The organism is Cycloclasticus sp., assembly GCF_019090545.1.
GTDB classification, from domain to species: Bacteria; Pseudomonadota; Gammaproteobacteria; order Methylococcales; family Cycloclasticaceae; genus Cycloclasticus; species Cycloclasticus pugetii.
The window spans coordinates 37,423-62,115 of sequence record NZ_JAHRVT010000011.1 but is presented as its reverse complement, the minus strand read 5'-3'; the positions used below and the strand labels follow the sequence as shown (position 1 = coordinate 62,115).

Sequence of the window (24,693 nt, the reverse complement as noted above, 5' to 3'; positions counted from 1 at the left end):
CTCTGTAGCTCAGTTGGTAGAGCAAATGACTGTTAATCATTGGGTCACTGGTTCGAGTCCAGTCGGAGGAGCCATATATCAAAGCCTTAGCGTGAAAACGCTAGGGCTTTTTTATTGGGGGCTACTCAGGGGCTACTTTTAAATTAGCTCTGTCTAAGATAATGATTAGTCACTACCACCCACCCCCGTGATTTCAGCCTAAGTAATAATAACTAAATGCTCATGTGTATTTCTATGTGCTGAACCGGCATCATGGCATGTCAAATATAGTTTTTTATTTATTGGGCATCAGCCTCAACTGGTTATGCTTTTTCTTGCTCACGTGGTTGAGAAGCCGAACAAGCTATTTGTTAGCTATTTTCATTTTGTTTTCTATCCTCTTCCCATTCCTCCCTTTCTCTTTCTCGATCATCACTTGTATAAATATCCGCCTTTAGTTTTTTAAAACCACTCGAAAAATGCCCAATGTCTTTTTGTATTTTTTCGAGAATTCTAGATATTTTACGAAGCGGGTCACCATCGCCTAACTCAGTAATACCTTTGTATTCAGAAAAGTTAAAATATGCGCGCGACACATAGTCTTTACCTTCATTATCTTGGTACCGTATATCAACTTCTGATTGATATTCGAGCGCCCTATCACCAAATGAGGCATGTAGTTCAATAAAGCTAAATATGAAGCTTGACCGCTTATCTCCTGCGCCTAGAGAAGATATGCCATTTGCCAACATAGAAAGCTTTTCATATTTCTTATTCAACTCTTGGAACACATCTTCCGCTTGTGAATTTTTATTGGCAAAGTTGAATTTAATATTCTGAGCCACCCCAAATCCATTATTAATAATATAAACGTCCATAAAGTTAAACCCCGCATGTGATGACTTTAGGTATATGTCAACATTTGGCTTAATGGAATCCTTTCTAATTTGCTCTATTTGAGACAGTTGAACCTGCCGTAACGCCCACGTTTCTTTTGCTAGGAAAATAGTCAATATTGCTATACATACCGTTGCCAGCGCTGACACCCATGCTGAAAGAGTATCACTAGATAAGACAAGGTCTCCTTGTGAACCTAGGCCAACTGATAAGCCCATGAAGAAAAATATAGTAAGCACTATCAATATCATTAATGTGCCGAATACCCACCCTGATTTATTTTTCATGTCTGTATTTCCATTGTTAACCGAGGTTTGATTAAATTATATAATATGGGTTTTCACTATTCAGTTTTAGATAACATAGATCATTCAGCCTATTCAACTCCTCAATTAAAGGCAAAATTTCCATTTTCTTAGGCCCTTCTCGCTCTTCAGTAACAAACAAGGACTCAGCCAAAATAAAGACTCTACGAACAATCCACCTATCAGGAGATAGATAAGCAAAGTCTTTTTCCGCTTCGAATATATTTTCTAGTATCCCTTTGTGGTCGGCATCCAGCCAATTATCCATTCTTTCATCAAGGTGCTCTACAGCATTTCTGGCATCCCTATTGTTTAGAGCACTAACATTACTTGTTTCTAAATGTGCACTAAGTTCGGTTGCGCGGTCTTTTGCGCGCCTGTTACCTGTTGGAGCAAATAACAATTTAGAAACCATTCCAAAATGTGACAAAAAACTTTGAAGATACATCCATGCCTCCTTATGTTGCCGGGTATCTGGGTTATCAACAATATTCCTAAACGTTTGATAATTCGACAACGCTAATTGCGCATGAATATATGTTTCTTCCGTGTAAATATGTAGTTGCTCTGGTGTCATATTTTAAAGAACTAAACTTAGCGCTTTTCAGCAAATTTGTAGCGCAGCAAAAAATTTGCCCGCATGCCCACGATTGTTATACAAAGTTTCTAACTATGCTACATATGCCCTTTATGTATACTGAAGAAAACATCATTTTTCTTATCAAGCAACCCTAAATCAAGACTGTCCATCCGCCATTCAAAATTGTACTTATCTGGATGTGACAACCCACCTTGACCATAAAGGTCGTTTATAAAATGTCTTTCATCAAGCATGGGGTCATTATTTCTAATAATCTGAGCGTAATAGTCACACAGCCTAGTTAAATACGTTGGGTGTCCCGAAGTCATTATTGGATTACTCATATATACCGCTCCGGGAGCCATGCCTGAAGTTACATGCTTTTCGTGTAACGCCCACATCCGCTCTCTTTCAGCTGTAAAGTGTCCATCAACACCTATAGGCTCAAAAACGCTATGATCAAAAACCCCCATAGCACGGAAGGAGAATCAAGGGGTCGGCCAGCTTGATTAATAAATTACCCCTTACAATTAACCTTCAAACTGCAATTCAGCAAGCCTTGCGTACAAACCACCTTTTTTGCGTAATTCGGTCGCATCGCCTGTTTCTACTACTTCGCCATTTTCCATAACGACAATTTTATCGGCCTTTTGTACCGTGGCTAAGCGGTGGGCAATAATCAGCGTGGTTCTATTTTGCATGGCGGCATTAAGCCCTTCTTGTACGAGTATTTCAGATTCTGCATCCAATGCGCTGGTGGCTCGTCTAATAATAAAATAGGTGCGTTTTTTAGTATCGCGCGGGCGATGGCAATGCGTTGCCGTTGCCCACCCGATAAACGTGTACCGCGTTCACCTAGGAAGGTGTTGTAACCATCGGGTAGCTGCGGAATAAATGGCGCAACTTGGGCGGCATTGGCCGCGGCGATTACTGCTTCATCGGTGGCATTGGGCTGCCCGTAACGAATGTTTTCTAATACATTGGCAGAAAATATAACTGGGTCTTGCGGGACAATGGCTATTAAGCGCCGTAAGTCATCTAAACTAATCTCATTAATCGCTTGGCCATTGATGGCAATGCTGCCACTTTGCGTTTCGTAAAACCTTAACAATAATTGAAAAATGGTGGTTTTACCGGCGCCGGATGGCCCCACTAAGGCAAGAGTTTCCCCTGCGTTAATATGCAAGCTCACGTTGTTTAAAGCGGGGGTAGCTGGCCGCGATGGATAGTAAAATGTGACGTCGGTAAATTGAATATCGGCCTGAGATACACTGGCTAATGGAACTGGGGTTGGCGTATCGGTAATGGCTGTTTCTGCATGCAGCAATTCAAGTAATCGCTCGGTGGCGCCTGCTGCGCGCATAATATCACCCCATACCTGCGCTATGGTGCTAACGCTACCAGCCACCATGGCGGCATATAAGACGAATGAGGCGAGTTCGCCACCGGTCATTATGCCGTCACTCACTTGGCGCGCACCTAGCCACAATACAAAAATTATCGTACCCATCACGGCTGTAATAATCACCGCCGTCAATAAGGCTCTTACCTTTGTTCTGCGCATTGCGGCTAAAAAGCTCAACTGTGCGCTCTGGGTAAAACGATCAATTTCTCGCGTTTCTTGTGTATTCGATTGCACCGTGGGCATGGCGTTTAAAATTTCACCCGCCATGGCGGAGCTGTCGGCAATACGATCTTGCGACTCACGTGACAGCTTTTTGACTGAGCGACCAATTAAGATAATGGGAAAAATCAAACAGATCATTAATCCAATATTGATCGAAAACAAGTAAAAGCTGGTGACCGCTAGCATGATCATACCGCCCGTAAACTGAAACAAGCTGCGTAGGCCCATGGATGCCGAACTACCGACAACCGTTTGAATAAGCGTTGTATCGCCAGTTAAACGAGACAGTACTTCACCGGTTTGTAGCGTTTCAAAAAACTGCGGTGATTGCCTTAGTACACGGGCATACACCCCGCTACGTAAGTCTACCGTTACTCGCTCACCTATCCATGAAACCACATAAAAGCGCGAAGCTACCATCAGCGCCCAAAAAGCAGCCAAGCCAAACAGTACACCAAACTTGGTATTAATATTAATAGCGGGGGTTGTAGCATCGTTATTACCAAAGCCTACATCAATTAAATCACGAAAGGCTAAAGGTACTAACAGTAAGGTGGCAGACGCCAAGCTTAATAAGACAAAAGCAATAGCCAGCTGTAAGCGATAAGGCCTTAAAAAAGGCCATAAATCTTTTAATGAAATAACGCGTTTTGGTTTGGCGCTGTTTGGTTGATCGGAATTATTTGCTTGCGCCATTAGCTGAAACTTTCTCTCTTAAAGTTATTTGGGGGTTTAAGGCATAACAAATACCCAGTTAGTGACCACCGGCCTTGTTAAGGCTTACCACTAATCAACCGCCCCATTAAGGTATGAAAATGGTTCTATCTTACCTTGCTGGTTATGAGCAATAAGCCTCTTTAAGCCAGACAGGAATTATTTAATGCCCACGGTGAAACTCAGTGGCGTGGCATTTTGGACAAGGAGGGATTTTGCCGGCTTTATGGAAATGTAGTTTCTCGCCGCATTTATCACACACCAGCGTACCTGCCCCTGTTACTTCACCCGTGTGTGGAGTCATGCGCCGGGCCAATTCCATTTTTAGCGCCAACATTTGTACCGTTGCCTTATCTGCCGTTTTAAGTAGCTTTTCTAAGGCTACACTTTGCAAGATATTGCTTTCAAAACCAAGCCAGTCTTCTAACTCTTGCCCTGTTTCTGTAAGGTAATGAGCCGCTTCATGAATATCTTGCTTTAACCATTGAGCTAACTTTTCGCCTTCATCCCTAGTAACCTTTTCGAGCTTAACGGCTTCTTCTTTTGCATCATCTATTAGTTGATGAAGCACCGGTGCAGAGGCTTTTTCCGCTTTATGAAAGCCCTCGACAACCTGTTCAAATAGTCTTTCGTAAACTGCACCGAGTACATCAATAAAATCACTGCTTTGTTGGTTTTTCATTTCATTCTCCGGTTTAGTTTTCAAAAAGTCGCCTATAGAAAGGCGACTCGCTTTACTAAAAAATAACACACAAAGAAACAAACGAAATGATTTATCGCAATTTTTTGCGATTATTACCTTAGCGCCACCTCTCTTAACACAGAGCGATAAAGTTGAATTATTCGAGCAAGAATTCTAAATGCAGTTTATTGAACTCTTCTGGTTCTTCCCATTGCGGCCAATGCGCGCTTTGTTCCAAAATAATCATCCGTGCATTAGGAATTTTCTTCATGCCTTCTTGCGCTAACTCAACAGGCTGACCTGGGTTGTGTCGTGTCCATAAAACCAATGTAGGGCATTGAATGTTGCGCATGGATTCAGGGTTAACCCATTTATCGCACCATTGATCATTAATAACACCCCCTAAAATACTATTGGCAATTTTCCCCATCACCGGCAACATACCGGGCTGATCATAGATTTGATAACGAACATCTATAATCTCGTCAGTTAATGTTTTTTCAGGCTCAGCCATCAACCAGCTCATTCTAGCTCGCACGATCTCTTTAGTTAATTGACCCGCTGCTTTTTTTGAACGTTCCAGCGCATCGGCTAATTCGGCTTTCCCTTCACCGTTTGGTGCCATTAGGATGCCCGTATTTTGTACTAGTTTAATAACTCTTTCAGGGTGTTTTATAGCTGTCCACGATGCCACCATTGCCCCTAACGATTCGCCAGACAAATACACTTTATCCGCCCCTATTGTGTCGATAAAGTTAACCAAATGTTCAACAAAATCATCCATATCGTATTCACAGTCGGGTCTATCTGTATAGCCGTGACCAATCATGTCGTAGGCATAAACATGAAAGTGTTTCGCGTGTTCTTCAATATTTCTAACGTAGGCCTCAGCATGCCCGCCGGTTCCGTGTAAAAAAATTAAAACGGGACCACTACCTGCCTCTATAACACGGGTTTTAATACCCTTAACATCGTAATATTTCTGGCTGTACTCAACGCCCATAAGATCTGTCCAGATACTGCTCATTGTGTTCTCCTTATTTTAAATTGTGTTTGCTGATTTGTTGTTGAACATCCAATATTAAGATATTCTTATAAAGTTAAAACTAATGATAGTTTGGTTTAAATTTAAATACAACACACTGGAGAATAAGACAAATGAGCCGGATTGAAGAACTTAAGTCGATGGTTGATCTACAAAATGGTCGCATCGACCGACGTATTTTTTGGGAAGATTGGATTTACCAGCTGGAGCTCGAAAAACTATTTGCTAAATCATGGTTATTTGTCGCTCATGAAAGTCAGGTAAAAAACACAGGTGATTTTGTTACTACTTATATGGGACAAGATAACGTGATTGTTTCTCGCCACAAAGATGGCAATATCCATGTGTTTACAAATTCATGCACTCATCGTGGCAACCGTATTTGCTTTGCAGACCGCGGGCAAGCTAGGCAGTTTACTTGTAATTATCATGGATGGGCTTTTGGCACCGATGGCGCCCTATTGGGGATGCATGAAGAAACGCATTATGAAGGGTATATTAATAAAGCTGAACACGGTTTACAAAATGCACGTGTTGAAACCTACAAAGGATTGGTATTTGCTTGTTTTGACGATGAAGCACCCAGACTAGAAGACTTTTTGGGCGATTTTCGCTGGTATTTAGATGTTATTCTTGACCAAACCGAAGAAGGAACCGAATTTATTGGTGGTTGCATCAAGAATATGTACAACGCTAACTGGAAGTTCGGTGCCGAAAACTTTGTTGGCGACTCACTTCATGTTGGTTGGACACATGCCTCAGGCACAAGAGCGGTTAGTAAAGGTGGCGAAGTACCTGAGTACATGCCAGTCGACCCTGAATCTTTTCATGCCAACGCAAATGGCCATGGCTGGGAAGGCGGCACCGATGGTGTGGGCACTTTAGCACTTATATCCAGTGGTGACCCAACGTTGGTCGAATACTTTGAGAATGAGCGTAAAAACATGGCTAAACGCCTTGGTGAGCTTCGTGCTCGTAAATTATATGGCTCAGTTATATCGGCAACGGTTTTCCCCAATTTTTCATTTTTACCCGGCATTAACACCATGAGAACTTGGTTACCAAAGGGCCCAAGACAATTTGAATTACGTGCTTGGACGATGGTTAACAAAAGCATGCCTGACCATATCAGGGAAATTGTTCAAAACGCCTGTGTAATGACCTTTTCACCCAGTGGTATTTTTGAAATGGACGATGGTGAAAACTGGGAAAATGCTACTCAAGCCAATGAAGGCGTTGTAACCCGAAAACAAAGCCTGCACTATGGATTAAGATCAGGAACCAGTCGCCGAGATGACCCCGAATTACCTGGCAACATCAGTAAACCAATGTACAGCGATGTTAATCAATTAGCGTTTTATCAACGCTGGATGGACTATTTAAGCGCCGATTCTTGGGACGATATTCCTAAGTTCCGTTAAAGGGTAATTCAGATGACTACAACAACAAACATACAAACTAAAATGACTGATACTGATCAAATGTTACTTTGGTATAAAGTAAACCAATTTTATAATCAAGAAGCACGCGCATTAGACGATGAAGACTATGAAACTTGGTTTTCGATGCTAGCAGAAGACTTACAGTACTGGATGCCCGCAAGAGAAAGCGTGTTTCGCAAGGATGAAAAACCCGATTCAACCAGCAATATGAACCATTACAATGAAACTTTGCCCAGTTTGCAATTACGTGTGGCAAGGCTTCATAGTGGCGCCGCTTGGGCAGAAGACCCGCGCACACGCTATCGACATATTGTTTCTAATGTTGAAGTGGAGCTAGGCGACGCCGCAGGTGAAATCAAGGTGCGATCTAATACATTAGTTTACAGAAGCAGATTAGAGCGTGAAGAGTATTGGTTACTTGCCAAACGGGATGATGTCTTACGCGAAGCCGATGGTTCTTTTAAGGTTGCTAAACGCAAAATAACACCTGACTTCACCTCGTTATTAAGCAAAAACCTTAACGTTTTCTTATAAAAACAACCCAATAGCCTGTTAAATTTTTACAGGTGGTTTTTCAGCCAATGCCTTAACAACGCAACCTTAGGAATGATAACCACCTGTAAAAAATCAGGGCCATAAACCTTAACTATTAGAGCTTTAAGCACTAAGTTTTTGCCGTCATTTTTTTAAAAAAATTGACTCATCTCATTTTAATTAGCGTTCACCCCTCTGTAGAGATGCATTTCGCCGATCTCTGATATAGATCATAGAAGAAAACACAGCCTCTTTACTAAGGTATTTGTCATTAGCCGCTTTGGCTTTTAACAATTCTTAACTATGGAGATGGATGAATGAAGCTTATCAAAAACACGACTGTTTTATGTGCGGCCTTAGGTTTAACTGTTATAGCAACACCTTCGTTATCTTATGAAACGGGTGACCTTATTGTTCGAGGTCGAATTATTAGTGTTGACCCTCAAGACGACAGTAGCAGTGTCAGTATAAATGGCGCATCGGTAGCTGGCAGTGGCGCGTCTGTTAATTCAGACATTATGCCAGAGCTAGACTTTACCTATATGCTCGATCCTCATTGGGGTTTAGAGCTGATTTTAGCGTACACCGAGCATAAAGTTGATGCTGGTGGTTCTTTAGGTGGCTTAAACCAAATTGGCGATACTAAAGTATTACCACCTACTCTAACCTTGCAATATCATTTTGCACCAACATCAAATATCCGCCCTTATGTAGGCGCCGGTATTAACTATACTCACTTCTTTGACTCGACTGTAAAAGGGGCTTTAGATGCACCCGGAGCAGACCTTGAGATAGATGATTCATGGGGACTTGCTGCACAAGCAGGTGTTGATATTGACCTGAATGACACCTGGTTTGTTAACTTTGATGTTAAGTACATTGATATCGAAGCGGATGCGCATATTAAAAATGGCGCCAATATCAAAGTAGATATTGATATAGACCCTATCGTTTGGGGTATTGGTATAGGCCGTACATTCTAAAAAATGTTGTCGCCTTAAAAAGCCCAACCACCATCGGCGGTTGGGCTTTTTAAATACACTGTTTTTTCAGCCAAGCATTTATTCACCAGATGACTTGGTGATTAACACTGTTTCCTTGTTTAGTAACAACCCATTTACTTCTTTTTAGCCCAAGAATCTCTCAGCGTTACAATTCGATTAAACACAAGGTTTTCTGGTGTTGAGTCCACACTGTCTTGGCAAAAATACCCTTGACGTTCAAATTGATAAGCTGATGATCCCGCAGTGGATAACGATGCTTCTAGCTGGCAATTTTTTAGTACCTGTACTGACTCGTTATTAATAAACGTTTTATAGTCCTGATCACTTTCTGAGGCTGGCGCAGGAATGCTAAACAAACGATCGTATTGCCTGACTTCTGCGTTAACTGAGTGTTTTGCTGATACCCAATGAATGGTGCCTTTTACCTTACGACCATCTTCCGACTTTCCACCGCGCGTTTCAGGGTCGTAGGTACAGTGAACTTCTGTTACCTCACCGTTTGCATCTTTCACAACATGGGTGCACGTGACATAGTAAGCAAAGCGCAGCCTCACTTCACGGCCTTCGGTTAAGCGGAAAAATTTCTTTGGAGCACCTTCCATGTAGTCGCTTCGTTCAATATATAACACCTTGGAGAAGGGAATATCACGCTGCCCCTGTTCCGGCTTTTTGGGATGATTGACGCCACGTAATATTTCTTCTTGATCTTCTGGATAGTTATCAATAACTAACTTAATAGGGTCTAAAACCGCCAATGCTCTGGGCGAGTTATCATCTAAATCTTCTCGTAATGAGTTTTCTAACACGCTCATTTCAACAATATTATCTTTTTTGGTAACCCCAATTCGTGAACAAAAATCACGTATAGCATTGGCCGTATAACCGCGTCGACGCATTCCGCTTAGCGTTGGTAAACGCGGGTCATCCCAGCCATTAACATAACCGCCCTCTACTAATTCGTGCAGTTTACGTTTGCTCATAACCGTGTAATCGAGGTTTAAACGAGAAAACTCAATCTGTTGTGGGTGTACTGGCGTTTGCAATTCATCTAAAAACCAATCATACAAAGGACGGTGATCTTCAAATTCAAGCGTACAAAGCGAGTGTGTAATGCCTTCAATGGCATCTGATACACAATGAGCAAAATCGTACATTGGGTAGATATGCCACTTATTACCCGTCATAGGGTGTGACATATTTTTAATGCGGTAAATGGCTGGGTCACGCATATTGATATTCGGTGCGGCCATATCAATTTTTGCACGTAATAAATGCTCACCTTCAGCAAACTCCCCATTTTTCATGCGTTCTAATAAATCGATGTTCTCATCAATAGACCGCTCCCTAAATGGGCTATTTTTACCGGGTTCCGTCAAATTACCTCGGTAAAGCCGAATGTCTTCTGCAGACAAGCTATCTACATATGCCTTGCCTTTTTTTATCAGCTGAACTGCATAGGCATACAGTTGATCAAAGTAGTCAGAGGTATGGTGAAGGTTCTCTCCCCAATCGAAACCGAGCCATTGCACATCTTCTTTAATAGCATCAATATACTCTGACTTTTCTTTACCGGGGTTTGTATCATCAAACCGTAAATGACAAACAGAATTGTTGTAGTCTTGTGAAATACCAAAATTAAGACAAATAGATTTTGCGTGCCCAATATGCAAATAGCCATTTGGCTCGGGCGGAAAACGTGTGATGACTTGCTGATGCTTGCCCGACGCTATATCGGCATCGATAATAGTACGTATAAAATTACTCGGGCTTGACTCAATCTTCTTATCATTCATCGACGGAACACCTAATTCTAAATTAAGCGCCGAATTTTAAAGCATCTTGCGGGTAACGTCTTTAAAAAGTCACTGCTGCTTACTATCAACAACCAAGTCACGCACTGTTTTATTGCCTAAAGAGGCACTAATGGCCTTATCAATTCCATTAACGAGCTCTAATGATTGGCTTTTTAATGTTAGTACATTAGCCGCCAAGAAGTGGTCTTCTTCTGCACATCGAACCGCTTGTATAACATCGCTTAATAGTAAAACATCCAATGATTTGGCCGGTAAATAAGCAACCGGTGTCTCATTCGTCCCTATCACTAGATGTTGCGCTATCAGTTTTTTAAGAACATAACGAACGACTGTATGTGGTGCAGAGATATCACCGGTTAAATCAGCCATTGTAGGCGGCTTCTCCCCTGCATAATGTTTTTCACCAACCAATTGCATTAACAATAGAGCAATGCGTTCCTTAACTCGATTACTTATTTCAAAACCGCCCCTATCGACCCTGAGAGACGATGGGTTTTGCACATAAAAGGCAAGGTTAGAGCCAAACAGTAAAATTAACCAACTGATATAGAGCCAAATCAACAGCATAATCACTACAGCAAAACTGGAGTAAATAGCTGTGTACTTCGTTGAATTAACAACAAATGTTGCAAATAAAAGGCCTGATGATTCCCATAAAAACCCTGCTACGATTGCCCCGATTAAAGCCGCTGATAGGCGCACACGCGTATTGGGCACAAACATATAGATAAATGTAAAGGCGCCCATCACCATGAGATAAGGCAGCAATTTGGTTGCTAGCACAATCAAACTACCAAAAGGCTCGATGGTCGCAAAATAAGTCACAATAGAGGAACTCATGATGGTAGCGGTTACCCCTATCGCAGAAACCATCATAACTGGGCCAATTAAAATAACACTCAAGTAACTACTAAATCGCTCTCCAATGCTACGGGTCGTTTCAACATGCCAAATCATATTGAATGCATTTTCTATTTTTTGGACTAGCGACAAAACGGTGTAAATTAACAAACCTAAGCCAACCGAGCCGAGCACCCCGACTTTTATATTATCGATAAACCCAATTATATTTTCACCAATTTGGGTGCCTTGCTCACCAAGCGGTGCTAAAAATTGAAATAGGAAAGGCTCAATTTCATTATGCACACCCATTGCTTTTAACACGGAAAAGCTCAACGCCAATAAGGGCACAATGGATAACAGCGTGGTATAAACCAAACTCATCGCCCTTAGGCTTAGCTGCCCTTCCATTAAATCTGTGACAGACACGTATACCACACGTAATATTTTCAATAACAGTAGATGGAATGGTGACAGCCCTGTTTCATCTGGCCAGAGCAACGAGGTGACTTTATCTTGCAAGTTAAATTTATTTTTTTGCACGTATTAGCTCCCAGGCCTTTGTTATTGTCTGTTCTTTTTTTCCCTCAAATATCCTACAGGCTTCGCTTTTCGTAAACAACACAGGTATCATTTACGCAATCTCACTTTTCATTTTATTTTTTTTATGTCAGAACAAGAATCCATCGAACTAAACAGAGACGTTAATGCCATCGTTATCCCTGCGGGGATCCATGTTCGGCTCAAAAAAGGTGATGTCGTTACCATCATGCAGTCACTGGGCGGCTCTTATACCGTATCAAGCGAAACAGGTATTATTGCTCGAATTTCAGCCATTGATGCTGATGTTTTAGGTAAGGAAGTTGAAGTTGTTCATGCTTATGAAACCGGCACAGACCCTGAATCAGTGCGTGAAGCTTGTTGGGCTTTTATGAAAACCGTCTACGACCCTGAAATACCGGTCAATGTCGTTGACCTTGGGCTAATTTATGATTGCACCGTTCGCGCCCTAACTGACGGCTTGAATCATGTACACGTTACAATGACCCTAACCGCACCGGGTTGTGGCATGGGCCCGGTTATTCAAGCTGATATTGAATCGGGTATTAAGCATATGGAAGGGGTTGAGACTGTTGAAGTAGAGGTTGTTTTAGACCCGCCTTGGAATCAAAACATGATGTCTGAAGCTGCAAAACTTCAACTAGGGATGCTTTAGACGCTGCGCTTATCTGCTAAAGCCGTTATTGCTACCCCTTGTTGACACAAAGCACTTACTTTATTGCATTTACCTTTGGTCTATTGGGGTCTACCCATTGTGTTCCAATGTGTGGAGGAATAGTCGGCATATTAAGCCAACAAACGAATTCGTCTAGTTATCAAACTGTTACAAAAACACTGTCCTATAATGCTGGGCGTATTCTTAGTTATAGTTTTATTGGTTTTTTAGCTGGTAGCATAAGCCATGTGGCTCTTTCGCCAATGGATACAGCCGCGTTGATGTTGTTTTCAAAGTACTTAACGTCTATTTTTATGCTTGCCTTCGGTTTTTACCTCTTAGGCTGGCTAAATTTTCTCAGTTACTTAGAGCGTTTTGGCCAACGCTTATGGAAACGCCTGTCGCCACTTAGTCGTCAACTATTACCCATCCAACATAAACGTGATGCGTTTCTCCTCGGTATTATCTGGGGCTGGCTGCCATGTGGACTGGTCTATTCTGCACTGGCATGGAGTCTTGCCAGCGCGCACCCTCTAAATGGCGCCTTAATTATGTTAAGTTTTGGCCTAGGCACCTTACCGATGTTAATGACCATGGGAATAGCGTCAGAAAAACTAACCCAATTTACACGCTCACTACTTATTCGACGCAGTGTTGGTGGCTTAATTATTATTTTTGCGGTGTTTAAATTAATTAACCCCATGGGTATGTCTATGCAGTAACGTTATTTGTCTGTTTTATTGTCAGCCTTGTTGTCATCAGCACCTAATTCTTCATTCTCTTCTTCATACAAAATACTGTGGCCCGGCCCCTCTAAATCATCAAACTGCCCAGACCGCACCGCCCATAAAAAAATAGCGGCTATTAGCACCAGCAAAACAACCGATACGGGAATTAAAAAATACAAGCTATCCAACGTGTAACCTCGATATTTTTTTGCTCTTACTGGCTGCTGGGAGCACAAAGCGCAAGAGAAAAGAGTTTAAAACAACCACCAAGGAACTAATCGACATGCCGAGTGCTGCTTGCCAAGGCTCTACATGCCCTGCCATTGCTAATGGTAAAGCACCAATGTTATATACCAGTGCCCAAGCCATATTTTGCTTAATAATTGCCTTGGTCTTTTTTGATAGCTTAAAGACGTGTTGAAGGTTTTGCATATCATTATTCATTAACAAGATATCCGATGATGCACGTGCCAATTGACTTGCACCAGAAACAGAAATAGAAACATCCGCCTTAGCCAAAATGGGCGCATCATTAACACCATCACCCACCATAGCCACTTGCTCGCCGCCCCTTTGCATGCGGTCGATTTCTTTTAGTTTATCACTCGGTGTGGCATCCGATTTAAAATCCTCAATAGCTACTTTTTTCGCTAACCATGCAACGGGACTGAGTTTATCACCACTTAATAAGCTCACTTTTTTTCCATCGCTTTTTAACCAATTAACAGCTGAAGAAGCCCCCTGCCTTATGTCATCATGTATTTCAAAAACAGCGAGGCATTGCACATCATCAGCCAAATACACCTGTGTTACATTTGAATTATGAGTCTCAAACATTAACCCAGATGACTGCTTAATATATTGCTGAGATCCAATATAATAGGTTTTACCCTCTATCGAGCCTTTTAAACCGGCGCCATTGGTTTGCTCTATTGCGCTGGCTGGTTGAGGGTTTACCGTTTTTTCATGTTTAAAAGCACGCGCGATAGGGTGATCTGAAAAGCGCTCTAAACTAATGGCTATATCCATTATGCTTTGCTTATCACGCCCATCAAACACAGTGCAATCAGATACATTCATACTGCCTTCGGTGAGCGTGCCCGTTTTATCAAAAACGACCCGATTAATACTGGCTAATTTTTCTAACGCAGTCCCTTTTGTAATAATAATGCCGTGGTCAAATAACGCACTCATCGCAGCTGTATAAGCAGTTGGCGTCGCAAGGGATAACGCACACGGGCAGGTCACCACTAGGACCGACAAGGCCGTTGAAAACCAATCCACATGACCTTGCCAATAACCAAATATAGCGCTACCCAAGGTGACCAAAATAACCATTAAAACAAATACACTAGCAAAACGGTCTGCTGTTTCGACCCAAGCAGGCTTCTGTGCATGGGCTTGTTCGATTAAACGTGCAATGGTTGATAAGGTACTGTCTTTTCCAACGCAGCTCACCTTTGCTATTAAGGTGTTATCTAAATTATGGCTACCGCCTAATACACTGTCATTGAGGCGTTTACGAATCGGTTCACTTTCACCGGTTAAAATTGACTCATCTACCTGCGATTCACCGTCCACAACAACTGCATCTGCCGGCACCACTTCTCCTGGGTTAATTTGTATGTAATCGCCCAATGCTAACGAATTTGCTGCAACTTTATGGGTAACGTTGTTTTCAGCTATCCGTTTAGCCATCATTGGCACCGCCTGTGTAATACGCTCACTCGAACTCATCGCGTACCAACGGGTGAGAAACTCTACATATCGCGCTAACATAAGAAATAATACAAACATACAAACTGACTCGTAATACGTATCACCTTTACCTTGGTAGGTATTAAAAAGGCTGGCAAAAAAACCCAGGCTTATACCCAATGCAACAGGCACATCCATACCCGGCATTTTATTTTTAATATCTCGACAAGCCGCATATAAAAATGGCTTCGCTGAAAACAATAAGACCGGCAGTGTTAATAAGGCGCTAATCCATTTTAAAAACTGCAACATATTAGGGTCAATTTCACTTGGGTCCGCTACATAGATACCTAATGTGATCATCATCACCTGCATACCACAAAATACAGCCACACCAATTCTACTAAGAAAGTCTTTGCGTTCTTTTTGCAAGTTAAGGAACTGCTTATTCGCCTCAAAGGTAACTGCCTGATACCCAATGGCTCTTATCGCCGTTAGTACATCGGCAATATTAACCTCGTGACCGATGGTTTTAAGTAACCCACGCCGAGTCGCATAATTAATCTTAAACGACACCACGCCGCGTAGTTTTTGAACTTGCCGCTCCAATAACCATATACAGGCAGAGCAAGTAATCCCCTCGATGATAAGTGAGGTCTCTATGACTTCTTCGTTAGAGCAATCGGTTTCTAACGATGCAGCCGTATTAAACTCAAGCTCTTCACTTAACGAATCCATGGAAACTGCATAAGCGGTACGTTTTTGGTAATAATCTGCCAAACCATTATTTATAATCGCTTGCGCCACGGCTTCACAGCCTGGGCAACACATGGCTCTCCACTGCCCATCAAAATTAATACCCCACTTCATTGTGCTCGGCACTTCAAGGCCACAGTGAAAGCAAACAACTTCTTTTTCTAATTTAGTGTCAATTGTCATCAGTTAGACAGTGGAATTCATGTTCAAATAAGGTAATATATTCATTTTCAATAGTTTAGATTGAATGAGCGTATCGGCTAAAAATTTATTTCGTGATTTAACTGTATCTTGTAGTAACTGCAGCCTAGGTGATTTATGTATACCTCATGGCTTAGCTCCACAAGATATTGATCGGCTAGATGACTCGGTCAGCCATACAAAATTGTTGCAAGCGGGTGATATTCTTTATCACCAAAACTCTCCTTTTAAGTCGTTATATGCACTCAAATCTGGTTCTGTCAAAATTATCAGCAAAAGTGATGAATCTGATGATGTAATGGGTGTTTATCTTCCCGGCGAAATTATTGGTTTTGATGGGGTCGCTACTGACAGATACCAATGTTCGATTCATGCACTTGAAACCAGCAATATTTGTGAAATAGACCTTGAGAGTTTACAAGAAAACATCCCAAGTATTTTTAAACAATTACTCAAGCATGCTAGCAAATCAATAAATCAAAGCAACAATACAAACGCTACTAGTAAAGTTAGTGCTGAAAAACGTATTGTTTCATTGCTATTAGACTTATCGGATCGCTATCGACTACGGGGCTACTTCTATACCGAATTCAACCTTTTCTTATCGCGTAGTGAAATCGGCAGCTTACTCAACCTCTCACCTGAAACCGTTAGCAGGGGCATACGCAAACTTGAACGTGACAACCTCATCACGCTTGAAAACAGACGCCGGATTAAAATCAATAACCTGGAAGGCCTGAAAAACATACTGACGGCTATCTAATTTATCACAAAAAACAAAGCATTTAGTCCGAGCTAAGCCCACAAAATAACTTGATTTAACGAAAAACTGATTCAGATCAGGTTTGCCCCAGCTGACCTTTCTTTGCTGCAATACAGCACCTATACTTTAGCCTCTTAAATGACAGAGGCTCTCGTATGAGTACACTTATCTACAACGATACTGTGGTTCGACAATTTTCGATCATGACCGTTGTTTGGGGTATTGTTGGTATGCTTGTCGGCGTCATCATTGCTGCACAATTAGTTTGGCCTGCTCTTAATTTTGACCTACCTTGGTTAACCTATAGCCGACTTCGGCCGTTACATACAAATGCCGTTATTTTTGCATTTGGTGGCTCTGGTTTAATGGCCACCTCTTTATATGTGGTACAACGAACCTGTCAAGTTCGTTTATTTGCTAACGCCTTGGCTAGCTTTGTCTTTTGGGGTTGGACACTGATTATCGTACTGGCTGCGATTACGCTCCCATTAGGCTATACACAAAGCGGTGAATATGCCGAATTAATTTGGCCGATTGATATTCTATTAGCGGTTGTTTGGGTAGCCTATGGCATTGTCTTCTTCGGCACTATCGTGAAGCGAAAAACACCACATATTTATGTAGCTAATTGGTTCTTTGGCGCTTTTATTCTTACTGTCGCTGTTTTGCATATTGTCCGTTCTTTAGCTATCCCTGTAAGCCTTACCGAGTCTTACCCGATCTACGCTGGTGCAACGGATGCCATGGTGCAATGGTGGTATGGGCATAATGCGGTTGGTTTTTTCCTAACCGCTGGCTTTTTAGGCATGATGTATTATTTTGTTCCTAAGCAAGCCGAACGGCCTATCTATTCATACCGTTTGTCTATTGTGCATTTTTGGGCACTTATTTCTATTTATATGTGGGCAGGACCACATCACCTTCATTACACCGCCCTACCTGACTGGATTCAATCCGTAGGTGCGGCCTTTTCGATCGTTTTATTAGCGCCATCATGGGGCGGTATGATCAACGGCATCATGACTTTATCAGGTGCTTGGCAGAAACTTCGCCATGACCCCATTTTAAAGTTTTTAATTGTTTCGCTGTCTTTCTATGGCATGTCTACATTTGAAGGACCGATGATGGCAATTAAATCTGTCAATGCTCTATCTCACTATACAGAGTGGACGATCGGGCACGTTCATTCCGGTGCTTTAGGTTGGGTCGCCATGATCACTATAGGTTCTCTGTATTATTTAATCCCAAAGCTATTTGGTAAACAAGATATGTCTAGTATGGCACTTGTTGAAACACACTTTTGGGTCGCTACTATTGGCATTGTTCTTTACGTAGCATCCATGTGGATTGCTGGTGTTATGCAAGGGTTGATGTGGGGCGCAATCAATGATGACGGGACACTCACTTATAGTTTTGTAGAGTCTTTATTGCGTATGCAGCCTTTTTACCTTATTCGCTTTCTGGGTGGCACCATGTTCTTAATTGGCATGCTTATCATGGCTTACAATGTGTACAAAACTATTAAGGGCTCTGAAGCTTCTAATATTCTTGTACCTCAACATGTTTAACTGGAGAGCATCAAGATGAGTCACGAAAAAGTTGAGACTAATATTGGGTTAATGGTTGTTTTAATCGTCCTCGTTATTTCAGTTGGCGGCTTGATTGAAATTGTCCCTTTATTCTTTATGAAGCAAACGACTGAACCTGTGTCTGGGTTACTGCCCTACAATTCTTTACAGTTAGCTGGCCGAGACGTTTATGTACGTGAAGGCTGCTATGGCTGTCATTCACAAATGATTCGCCCATTCCGTGCAGAAACAGAACGTTATGGCCATTACTCATTAGCCGGTGAGTTTACGTACGATAGACCTTTCCAGTGGGGTTCGAAAAGAACCGGGCCAGACTTACAACGTGTTGGCGGTCGCTATAGTGATGATTGGCATCGTTTACACCTCACAAACCCACGCTTAGTAGTGCCCGAATCCAATATGCCCGGCTACCCTTGGCTTAAGGATAACAAGGTCGATGGTGAGCTCATTGCAAAGAAAATGCGCGCCCTTCGCATTCTTAACACGCCGTATACAGACGAAGACATTGCCAATGCAGCTGATTCTGTAAAAGGAAAAACTGAAATGGACGCACTCATTGCCTATTTGCAGGTTCTCGGGACCCACGTCAGCACAAGGAGATAACGTATGTTTGAACTAAATACACTACGCTCTATTTTGACACTAGCGCTATTTGTACTTTTTATTGCCATTTGGATATGGGCATGGAGCAAAGATCGTAAAAAAGAGTTTGAAGAAGCCGCTAATATCCCCTTTCAAGGTGAAGAGATCAGCGCAACTTTACAAGAGGATAAGAAATGAGTGATTTTTGGTCTATCATTGTAACGGTTGTCATTCTATTAAATATTATTGGCTGCTATCTACTCATCAGATGGGTTGCCAAGCCCAATAAGGGCGAGGCCAAGCAAGGCGAAGCAACAGGCCATGTTTGGGATAGCAACCTAATGGAACTGAACAATCCAATGCCTCGCTGGTGGTTATACCTGTTCTACATCACCATTGTGTGGGGGTTAATCTACCTACTAATGTACCCCGGTTATGGTAATTACCCCGGTTTATTAGCTTGGACATCGGATAAAAAATACTCTGATGAAGTCCAAGCAGCCAATGAGACCTACGGTCCTATTTTCAGTCAATATGCTGAAACACCCATTATTGAGCTAAGTGAAAACAAAGATGCCAATGCAGTCGGCCAACGCTTATTTGTTAATTATTGCGCACAATGTCATGGTTCTGACGCTGCCGGCTCTAGAGGCTTCCCCAACCTCACGGATAATGAGTGGATCTGGGGCGGTCAACCCACTGATATCCAACACACAATAGCTCACGGACGCACCGGCGTTATGCCTGCTTGGGAGTCAGTCCTCAAACCCATACAAATTAGTTACCTTGCAGACTACCTGATGAGCTTAACTGGCAGACAACATAAAGCGACCGATGCTCAACGTGGTAAAAAAGTTTTTGCAAGTTATTGCGCCACCTGCCACCAAGCAGATGCAACCGGCAATCCTTTGCTTGGCGCACCCAACCTTGCTGATAAAATTTGGTTATATGGTGCCTCACGTAACAAAATAATTGAGTCCATTAGTAAAGGCCGTAACGGCCAAATGCCAGCTCATTTGGAGTTTTTGGGCGAGGACAAAATCCATATTCTCTCTGCTTACGTCTATAGCTTATCTAGCCACTAAATTAAGCATGAATTTAGATACTAAACGAATCATTATTGGAACACTGTGGCCATCTTTTTGGATGGCCTGCGTCCTTAGCGGCATTGTTTTTAGTGCCATTGATCCCATCATTATCGCATCACAGATTGGTTTTGATCATATTTCCTATCTCGCCGCTTACTCCTTAGGCTTTATTTTTTTCTGGCTAGCTTGTGCTTGGAGTGGCTTATTCTCAATCATATTTTCTCGTAGCGTAAACAGAAAAAAATGACGTCTCATAAAAATGACTCTATAGAGTCATCGCTTTTTGAAAAACGAAAAAAACTTTACCCTCGTGAAGTCCATGGCCTATTTGCTAACCTAAGAGTGCTCGGTGTAGTCACCCTTCTTGGTCTTTATTACCTCCTTCCCTGGGTTAATTTTAATGGTCACCAGGTTGTACTATTTGATCTACCAGAGCGTAAATTTTACATTTTTCATTGGATTTTCTGGCCTCAAGACTTTATTTATCTTGCCCTACTTTTAATTTGTGCTGCATTTGCACTATTCCTCTTTACTGCGCTAGCCGGTCGATTATGGTGTGGGTACGCTTGCCCACAAACAGTGTGGACCGAAGTTTTTTTATGGATTGAACGAAAAGTTGAAGGAACTCGCTCTCAGCAAATGAAGCTGGACAAACAAGCAAATAGTTTTACGAAATTTCGTATAAAGGCGACCAAACATGCCATTTGGCTGATCTTTTCGTTGTATACCGGCTTCACATTTGTCGGTTTCTTTACGCCTATTAGGGATCTAGCACAGGGCATTGCCTCGTTTAACCTAGGTCCATGGGAAACCTTCTGGTTTCTATTTTATAGTTTTGCAACCTATGGCAATGCAGGCTGGTTAAGAGAACAGGTCTGTATGTATATGTGCCCCTATGCTCGCTTTCAAAGCGCCATGCTAGACAAAAACACCTTAGTGATCTCGTATGACGCCCTAAGAGGCGAACCTAGAGGGCGGAGAAAAAGAGGCGAGGATTTCAAAGAAAAACAGTTAGGCAGCTGTATAGACTGTAGTTTATGTGTTCAAGTCTGCCCAACAGGAATTGATATTCGTAACGGACTGCAATATGAATGCATTGGCTGTGCCGCCTGCATTGATGTGTGCAACGACGTTATGGATAAAATGAATTACCCACGTGGGCTGATTAAATACACCACCGAGAACCATATGGAAGGCAAGAAAACTAACTTGCTAAGGCCACGAATTGTCATCTACAGTCTACTGCTCATCGGTATTTTATCTGGCGTTATCTATTCTATTGAAACACGGGATGCTGTTGAGCTAAATGTCCTAAGAGATCGAAATGCACTATACCGTGAAGATTATGAAGGAACCATCAGTAATACTTACACGATTAAAATCTTAAATATGGATACTGTTGACCACACCTACAGCTTAAAGGTCACCGGTATAGAAGGCATTAAAACCTCTATCAAAGATCCTATCCATGTTAACGCCGGCCAAGTATTAGAAATGCCGTTACAATTATCCGCCGACCCAGATACGCTTCATACAACCTCAATCAACCTGACTTTATCGGTGCAAGCAACAGATGATGCCAGCATTTCAACTGAATCAGAAGGCCGATTTATTGGCCCATTAGAACCTTAATGATGAATACTCTTCGTGAAGACAGCCTCCCTTGGTATAAACAATTTTGGCCCTGGTTTTTAATACTACTTCCGCTAAGCGTCGTTGTTGCCAGCATAATTACCTTCCTCATTGCTCAAGGGAACCCTCCTTCCTTGGTCCAAAGTGATTATTACAAAGAGGGGCTCGCCATAAACGCCAGCAAACAGCTTGAAGAAAAGGCTCTAAGACTTGGTGTCTCAGCAGTTGTCAGTGTTAATAGTACCGCTCTTACCGTCCATTTAAATGCCCCTAAGGTTCAACCGTCACACTTAATCGTTGCGCTACGACATCCCACGCTTGAGCAATATGACCAGACTCTCAACTTGGTTAAAATAGCCAACGGTATCTACCAAACTCCTTTTAAATTACCCAAACAAGGCAAATGGTATATATACATCACTCCACCTAATAACCATTGGAAGATCTCAAGAACGTCTACTTTAACGACGCCATAGCACTGCCAAGCTCGGTTCTTATTACCATATAAGAACCACTAATCCTACCTGCAAGACGACCCTCAATTAAAAGTCAAAATATTGTCGTTTTAAAATATTACCTTTAAATAAATTATTAACACATTGTTTTATATCGATTTAATTTTTTTGGCACAACTTTCGCTATAAAGTTTTAAAATCAACAATAACGGTTAACCTAGTTACCTGTACAGGCTGAATAACAATGGAATTAAAAAAAACAATAGACAGCAGATCAAACGACACATCAGTCTCGCAAAAACTTAAACAGCAAGACACTATAAATCATCTAATCAGTGCGCTTCAGACCACTATTATTTTAGATGAATTAGTCCCCCTCTTTAGTAATGAATTACTAAAAGCTGTTGACCATAGTGGTGTCATTTTTGAAAACCCTGAGCTAGGCATTGTTTTTCAACATGGTTCACGCACCAACCACAGTTGCGAATACAGCCTGACTATTGAAAACAATTCTCTTGGTAAGCTGACATTTATGCGTCGTCAACGGTTTACTGAAAGTGAACTTAACACCATAGAGCAATTTCTTAGTGTTTTGCTCTACCCTTTGAAAAATACCTTGTTATACAGCCAAGCAATTCAATTTGCACATACAGACCCATTAACCGGTGTTTTAAACCGTTCCACATTACGCTCTGTTTTTCAAAAAGAGGTTTCTTTAACCAAGCGCCACCACTCTGACTTATCTTTGATAATGCTAGACCTTGATTTTTTTAAAACAATAAACGATAGATACGGTCATTGCGCAGGAGACACTGCCCTAAAAGACGTCACACAATGCATTGAAAAGACCCTGCGTGAAAGCGACTATATTTTTAGGCTTGGTGGTGAAGAGTTTGCCATACTACTAAACGATACTGATTTAAAAGGCGCTGAACTCATTGCTGAACGATTACGTACGGCTATTGAATCTTTAAGCATTCTACATGATGACACTCAGTTCCAGCTGACTGCTAGTATGGGTATTACACAATACAAAGAAAACGACTCGCTGGGGGTCATAATGAGTCGTTCAGATAACGCATTGTACAAAGCAAAAGATAGCGGTCGAAATAAAGTTGTTTGTGCCTAATCGGCAATTAAATGTTTAAGCGCTTCAATTTCTTTTTTATCTAACATTTGGTGCTGCCCAGCTGGCAGTCCCGGCGGCAAAAACACACTGCCATAGCGAACCCTAATTAAACGGCTCACCTTACAGTCTTGGGATTCCCAGAGCCTTCTAACAACACGGTTACGCCCTTCAGCCACTACCACATGGAACCAACGGTTTATTCCCTCACCACCAGACTCTTGTACATCTTCAAAACGCGCTTTACCATCTTCCAGTTCCACACCATTTACCAAACGTTCAAGCATGTCATGTGTCACAACCCCCATCACTCTCACTGCATATTCACGATCAATTTGCTTTGATGGGTGCATGAGCTTATTTGCCAAGTCACCATCATTAGTGAACATTAATAAGCCTTGCGTATTTAAGTCGAGCCTACCAATCGCAATCCAACGCCCAACCTTTAGTCGCGGCAGTCGTTTAAATACGCTAGGCCTACCTTCGGGGTCTTTTTTACTGACAATTTCACCCGTGGGTTTGTGATAAACCAACACTTGTGTATTTACATCAAGCTTGCCAGCTAATTTAACTGGCCGCCCTCTAAGTTTAACGATGTCATGCGTGGTAATTTTGTCGCCTAGCTTAGCAACATCACCATTAACATGAATAGAACCGTCTAAAATCCACTTTTCAACTTGCCTTCGTGAGCCAACACCGGCTTGCGCTAATAATTTTTGAATGCGCTCTGGCTGCTGACCCTTTTTTTTATTAGTCGCTTGCTGAGGGTTTTTACGTGGGTTGTTGTTTTTCATCTTGAGTAATATCTTTATTTATTGGGGTATCGTCACCCAGGTTAAGTTGAAGCTCATTGCTCGATAATAAGTCAGCTTCAAGGAGAGTTGCTAACGGTGGCAAATCAGCCAGTGTTTGTAAATTAAAATAATCTAAAAACGCTTTTGTGGTTGCGTAAAGGGCCGGTCTACCCGGCACTTCTTTACGCCCTATTACACGTACCCAGTTTCTGTCTTCTAGCGTACGTATAATATTAGTCCCAACAGCGACACCTCGAATATCTTCTATTTCGCCACGAGTCGCTGGCTGTTGATAAGCAATAATAGCTAATGTTTCCAGTAAGGCACGGCTATATTTTACAGGTTTTTCTTCCCATAATCTTGCTACCCAAGGCGAATACTTTGATTTAACTTGAAAACGGTAGCCGTTGGCCACTTCAACCAACTCCACCGGTTTTGTCGAATATTCATCTTGCAGCTGGTTGACGACCTCTCGAAGCGAATGCTTATCTGGACGATCTTCGAGTGAAAACAAGTTTTGCAATTCCATTATCGACAAGGGTTCACTGGCGGCAAATAAAGATGCCTCAATAATATTCTTTATGTCCATCCTAGTTTCTCAA

General features: G+C 42.0%; 27 protein-coding genes. 14 read left to right on the top strand and 13 right to left on the bottom strand.

What is annotated here, in order from left to right; all coding sequences use genetic code 11:
* Positions 1 to 350: 350 nt before the first annotated feature.
* From KUG63_RS02950 to KUG63_RS02920, 7 genes are all read right to left on the bottom strand, one after another.
* Positions 351 to 1,163 (bottom strand): hypothetical protein, encoded by an 813-nt coding sequence (locus tag KUG63_RS02950; RefSeq protein ID WP_041932944.1) that lies wholly within the window; start codon positions 1,161 to 1,163, stop codon positions 351 to 353.
* Positions 1,164 to 1,194: 31 nt separating this feature from the next.
* Positions 1,195 to 1,758 carry a hypothetical protein gene (locus tag KUG63_RS02945; RefSeq protein WP_020932797.1) on the bottom strand — a complete coding sequence of 188 codons (564 nt, stop codon included), beginning with the start codon at positions 1,756 to 1,758 and terminating at the stop codon, positions 1,195 to 1,197.
* 98 nt (positions 1,759 to 1,856) lie between these two features.
* A complete protein-coding gene (locus KUG63_RS02940) occupies positions 1,857 to 2,105 on the bottom strand; it encodes a hypothetical protein (RefSeq protein ID WP_144276113.1) in 249 nt (82 codons plus the stop codon).
* A 186-nt stretch (positions 2,106 to 2,291) separates the two neighbouring features.
* A complete protein-coding gene (locus KUG63_RS02935; RefSeq protein ID WP_287553949.1) occupies positions 2,292 to 2,462 on the bottom strand; it encodes a hypothetical protein in 171 nt (56 codons plus the stop codon).
* Complete coding sequence (locus KUG63_RS02930; RefSeq protein WP_287553947.1) at positions 2,441 to 4,084, bottom strand: ABC transporter transmembrane domain-containing protein; 1,644 nt, start codon at positions 4,082 to 4,084, stop codon at positions 2,441 to 2,443. Before KUG63_RS02930 ends, KUG63_RS02935 begins: the two co-directional genes overlap by 22 nt.
* Before the next feature lie 181 nt (positions 4,085 to 4,265).
* Positions 4,266 to 4,784 carry a zinc ribbon-containing protein gene (locus KUG63_RS02925; protein ID WP_016389623.1) on the bottom strand — a complete coding sequence of 173 codons (519 nt, stop codon included), beginning with the start codon at positions 4,782 to 4,784 and terminating at the stop codon, positions 4,266 to 4,268.
* Positions 4,785 to 4,941: 157 nt separating this feature from the next.
* On the bottom strand, positions 4,942 to 5,811 hold the full coding sequence (locus KUG63_RS02920; protein ID WP_015005574.1) for an alpha/beta fold hydrolase: 870 nt from the start codon (positions 5,809 to 5,811) through the stop codon (positions 4,942 to 4,944).
* A gap of 131 nt (positions 5,812 to 5,942) precedes the next feature.
* Here KUG63_RS02920 and KUG63_RS02915 point away from each other — a divergent pair, with 131 nt between their 5' ends.
* From KUG63_RS02915 to KUG63_RS02905, 3 genes are all read left to right on the top strand, one after another.
* Entirely contained in the window at positions 5,943 to 7,250 is a 1,308-nt protein-coding gene (locus KUG63_RS02915) for an aromatic ring-hydroxylating dioxygenase subunit alpha (protein WP_015005573.1), read from the top strand.
* A 12-nt stretch (positions 7,251 to 7,262) separates the two neighbouring features.
* Complete coding sequence (locus KUG63_RS02910) at positions 7,263 to 7,805, top strand: 3-phenylpropionate/cinnamic acid dioxygenase subunit beta (protein WP_015005572.1); 543 nt, start codon at positions 7,263 to 7,265, stop codon at positions 7,803 to 7,805.
* A gap of 317 nt (positions 7,806 to 8,122) precedes the next feature.
* A complete protein-coding gene (locus KUG63_RS02905; protein WP_016389628.1) occupies positions 8,123 to 8,788 on the top strand; it encodes an OmpW/AlkL family protein in 666 nt (221 codons plus the stop codon).
* Positions 8,789 to 8,922: 134 nt separating this feature from the next.
* Here KUG63_RS02905 and KUG63_RS02900 read toward each other — a convergent pair whose 3' ends face one another.
* Together KUG63_RS02900 and KUG63_RS02895 are read right to left on the bottom strand one after the other, a co-directional pair.
* Positions 8,923 to 10,602: a glutamine--tRNA ligase/YqeY domain fusion protein gene (locus KUG63_RS02900; RefSeq protein ID WP_015005570.1), complete on the bottom strand. Its 1,680-nt coding sequence runs from the start codon at positions 10,600 to 10,602 to the stop codon at positions 8,923 to 8,925.
* Positions 10,603 to 10,671: 69 nt separating this feature from the next.
* Positions 10,672 to 12,006, bottom strand: a complete 1,335-nt coding sequence (locus KUG63_RS02895; protein WP_020161975.1) for a YihY/virulence factor BrkB family protein — start codon at positions 12,004 to 12,006, stop codon at positions 10,672 to 10,674.
* Positions 12,007 to 12,130: 124 nt separating this feature from the next.
* On the opposite strand from KUG63_RS02895, the gene sufT reads away from it, so the two are divergent.
* Both sufT and KUG63_RS02885 read left to right on the top strand, forming a co-directional pair.
* The gene (gene sufT / locus KUG63_RS02890; RefSeq protein ID WP_015005568.1) at positions 12,131 to 12,679 is read left to right on the top strand and encodes a putative Fe-S cluster assembly protein SufT; all 549 of its coding nucleotides are present in this window, start codon (positions 12,131 to 12,133) and stop codon (positions 12,677 to 12,679) included.
* A gap of 38 nt (positions 12,680 to 12,717) precedes the next feature.
* Positions 12,718 to 13,401 carry a sulfite exporter TauE/SafE family protein gene (locus tag KUG63_RS02885; RefSeq protein ID WP_020932804.1) on the top strand — a complete coding sequence of 228 codons (684 nt, stop codon included), beginning with the start codon at positions 12,718 to 12,720 and terminating at the stop codon, positions 13,399 to 13,401.
* A gap of 2 nt (positions 13,402 to 13,403) precedes the next feature.
* On the opposite strand, the gene ccoS is transcribed toward KUG63_RS02885, so the two are convergent.
* Positions 13,404 to 13,595, bottom strand: a complete 192-nt coding sequence (gene ccoS / locus KUG63_RS02880; RefSeq protein WP_015005566.1) for a cbb3-type cytochrome oxidase assembly protein CcoS — start codon at positions 13,593 to 13,595, stop codon at positions 13,404 to 13,406.
* The gene (locus KUG63_RS02875; protein WP_287553943.1) at positions 13,588 to 16,044 is read right to left on the bottom strand and encodes a heavy metal translocating P-type ATPase; all 2,457 of its coding nucleotides are present in this window, start codon (positions 16,042 to 16,044) and stop codon (positions 13,588 to 13,590) included. The genes ccoS and KUG63_RS02875 overlap by 8 nt, the downstream gene beginning before the upstream one ends.
* Positions 16,045 to 16,108: 64 nt before the next feature.
* On the opposite strand from KUG63_RS02875, the gene KUG63_RS02870 reads away from it, so the two are divergent.
* The 9 genes from KUG63_RS02870 to KUG63_RS02830 all read left to right on the top strand — a co-directional run bounded on the left by KUG63_RS02870 (position 16,109) and on the right by KUG63_RS02830 (position 23,300).
* Positions 16,109 to 16,825 carry a helix-turn-helix domain-containing protein gene (locus tag KUG63_RS02870; RefSeq protein WP_015005564.1) on the top strand — a complete coding sequence of 239 codons (717 nt, stop codon included), beginning with the start codon at positions 16,109 to 16,111 and terminating at the stop codon, positions 16,823 to 16,825.
* 155 nt (positions 16,826 to 16,980) lie between these two features.
* Positions 16,981 to 18,393, top strand: coding sequence for a cytochrome-c oxidase, cbb3-type subunit I (gene ccoN / locus KUG63_RS02865; RefSeq protein WP_020932806.1), 1,413 nt, complete (start codon positions 16,981 to 16,983; stop codon positions 18,391 to 18,393).
* Positions 18,394 to 18,408: 15 nt separating this feature from the next.
* Positions 18,409 to 19,017, top strand: a complete 609-nt coding sequence (gene ccoO / locus KUG63_RS02860) for a cytochrome-c oxidase, cbb3-type subunit II (RefSeq protein WP_015005562.1) — start codon at positions 18,409 to 18,411, stop codon at positions 19,015 to 19,017.
* Between the two features lie 3 nt (positions 19,018 to 19,020).
* Positions 19,021 to 19,194, top strand: a complete 174-nt coding sequence (locus KUG63_RS02855) for a cbb3-type cytochrome oxidase subunit 3 (RefSeq protein WP_015005561.1) — start codon at positions 19,021 to 19,023, stop codon at positions 19,192 to 19,194.
* On the top strand, positions 19,191 to 20,081 hold the full coding sequence (ccoP, locus tag KUG63_RS02850) for a cytochrome-c oxidase, cbb3-type subunit III (RefSeq protein ID WP_020932807.1): 891 nt from the start codon (positions 19,191 to 19,193) through the stop codon (positions 20,079 to 20,081). Before KUG63_RS02855 ends, ccoP begins: the two co-directional genes overlap by 4 nt.
* 7 nt (positions 20,082 to 20,088) lie before the next feature.
* Positions 20,089 to 20,331, top strand: a complete 243-nt coding sequence (locus KUG63_RS02845; protein ID WP_015005559.1) for a hypothetical protein — start codon at positions 20,089 to 20,091, stop codon at positions 20,329 to 20,331.
* A complete protein-coding gene (gene ccoG, locus KUG63_RS02840) occupies positions 20,328 to 21,716 on the top strand; it encodes a cytochrome c oxidase accessory protein CcoG (RefSeq protein ID WP_020932808.1) in 1,389 nt (462 codons plus the stop codon). Before KUG63_RS02845 ends, ccoG begins: the two co-directional genes overlap by 4 nt.
* The gene (locus tag KUG63_RS02835; protein WP_020161970.1) at positions 21,716 to 22,192 is read left to right on the top strand and encodes a FixH family protein; all 477 of its coding nucleotides are present in this window, start codon (positions 21,716 to 21,718) and stop codon (positions 22,190 to 22,192) included. The genes ccoG and KUG63_RS02835 overlap by 1 nt, the downstream gene beginning before the upstream one ends.
* A 223-nt stretch (positions 22,193 to 22,415) precedes the next feature.
* Complete coding sequence (locus KUG63_RS02830; protein ID WP_015005556.1) at positions 22,416 to 23,300, top strand: GGDEF domain-containing protein; 885 nt, start codon at positions 22,416 to 22,418, stop codon at positions 23,298 to 23,300.
* Here KUG63_RS02830 and rluB read toward each other — a convergent pair.
* Entirely contained in the window at positions 23,297 to 24,091 is a 795-nt protein-coding gene (rluB, locus tag KUG63_RS02825; protein WP_015005555.1) for a 23S rRNA pseudouridine(2605) synthase RluB, read from the bottom strand. The genes KUG63_RS02830 and rluB overlap by 4 nt on opposite strands.
* On the bottom strand, positions 24,069 to 24,680 hold the full coding sequence (gene scpB, locus KUG63_RS02820; RefSeq protein WP_015005554.1) for an SMC-Scp complex subunit ScpB: 612 nt from the start codon (positions 24,678 to 24,680) through the stop codon (positions 24,069 to 24,071). The genes rluB and scpB overlap by 23 nt, the downstream gene beginning before the upstream one ends.
* Between the last annotated feature and the right edge of the window lie 13 nt (positions 24,681 to 24,693).

Bases quoted from the DNA above. Each gene is read 5' to 3' on its own strand.
- KUG63_RS02950 (WP_041932944.1), bottom strand. From the start codon at position 1,163: ATGAAAAATAAATCAGGGTGGGTATTCGGCACATTAATGATATTGATA.
- KUG63_RS02945 (WP_020932797.1), bottom strand. From the start codon at position 1,758: ATGACACCAGAGCAACTACATATTTACACGGAAGAAACATATATTCAT.
- KUG63_RS02940 (WP_144276113.1), bottom strand. From the start codon at position 2,105: ATGAGTAATCCAATAATGACTTCGGGACACCCAACGTATTTAACTAGG.
- KUG63_RS02935 (WP_287553949.1), bottom strand. From the start codon at position 2,462: ATGCAAAATAGAACCACGCTGATTATTGCCCACCGCTTAGCCACGGTA.
- KUG63_RS02930 (WP_287553947.1), bottom strand. From the start codon at position 4,084: ATGGCGCAAGCAAATAATTCCGATCAACCAAACAGCGCCAAACCAAAA.
- KUG63_RS02925 (WP_016389623.1), bottom strand. From the start codon at position 4,784: ATGAAAAACCAACAAAGCAGTGATTTTATTGATGTACTCGGTGCAGTT.
- KUG63_RS02920 (WP_015005574.1), bottom strand. From the start codon at position 5,811: ATGAGCAGTATCTGGACAGATCTTATGGGCGTTGAGTACAGCCAGAAA.
- KUG63_RS02915 (WP_015005573.1), top strand. From the start codon at position 5,943: ATGAGCCGGATTGAAGAACTTAAGTCGATGGTTGATCTACAAAATGGT.
- KUG63_RS02910 (WP_015005572.1), top strand. From the start codon at position 7,263: ATGACTACAACAACAAACATACAAACTAAAATGACTGATACTGATCAA.
- KUG63_RS02905 (WP_016389628.1), top strand. From the start codon at position 8,123: ATGAAGCTTATCAAAAACACGACTGTTTTATGTGCGGCCTTAGGTTTA.
- KUG63_RS02900 (WP_015005570.1), bottom strand. From the start codon at position 10,602: ATGAATGATAAGAAGATTGAGTCAAGCCCGAGTAATTTTATACGTACT.
- sufT (WP_015005568.1), top strand. From the start codon at position 12,131: ATGTCAGAACAAGAATCCATCGAACTAAACAGAGACGTTAATGCCATC.
- KUG63_RS02875 (WP_287553943.1), bottom strand. From the start codon at position 16,044: ATGACAATTGACACTAAATTAGAAAAAGAAGTTGTTTGCTTTCACTGT.
- KUG63_RS02870 (WP_015005564.1), top strand. From the start codon at position 16,109: ATGAGCGTATCGGCTAAAAATTTATTTCGTGATTTAACTGTATCTTGT.
- ccoN (WP_020932806.1), top strand. From the start codon at position 16,981: ATGAGTACACTTATCTACAACGATACTGTGGTTCGACAATTTTCGATC.
- ccoO (WP_015005562.1), top strand. From the start codon at position 18,409: ATGAGTCACGAAAAAGTTGAGACTAATATTGGGTTAATGGTTGTTTTA.
- KUG63_RS02855 (WP_015005561.1), top strand. From the start codon at position 19,021: ATGTTTGAACTAAATACACTACGCTCTATTTTGACACTAGCGCTATTT.
- ccoP (WP_020932807.1), top strand. From the start codon at position 19,191: ATGAGTGATTTTTGGTCTATCATTGTAACGGTTGTCATTCTATTAAAT.
- KUG63_RS02845 (WP_015005559.1), top strand. From the start codon at position 20,089: ATGAATTTAGATACTAAACGAATCATTATTGGAACACTGTGGCCATCT.
- ccoG (WP_020932808.1), top strand. From the start codon at position 20,328: ATGACGTCTCATAAAAATGACTCTATAGAGTCATCGCTTTTTGAAAAA.
- KUG63_RS02835 (WP_020161970.1), top strand. From the start codon at position 21,716: ATGATGAATACTCTTCGTGAAGACAGCCTCCCTTGGTATAAACAATTT.
- KUG63_RS02830 (WP_015005556.1), top strand. From the start codon at position 22,416: ATGGAATTAAAAAAAACAATAGACAGCAGATCAAACGACACATCAGTC.
- rluB (WP_015005555.1), bottom strand. From the start codon at position 24,091: ATGAAAAACAACAACCCACGTAAAAACCCTCAGCAAGCGACTAATAAA.
- scpB (WP_015005554.1), bottom strand. From the start codon at position 24,680: ATGGACATAAAGAATATTATTGAGGCATCTTTATTTGCCGCCAGTGAA.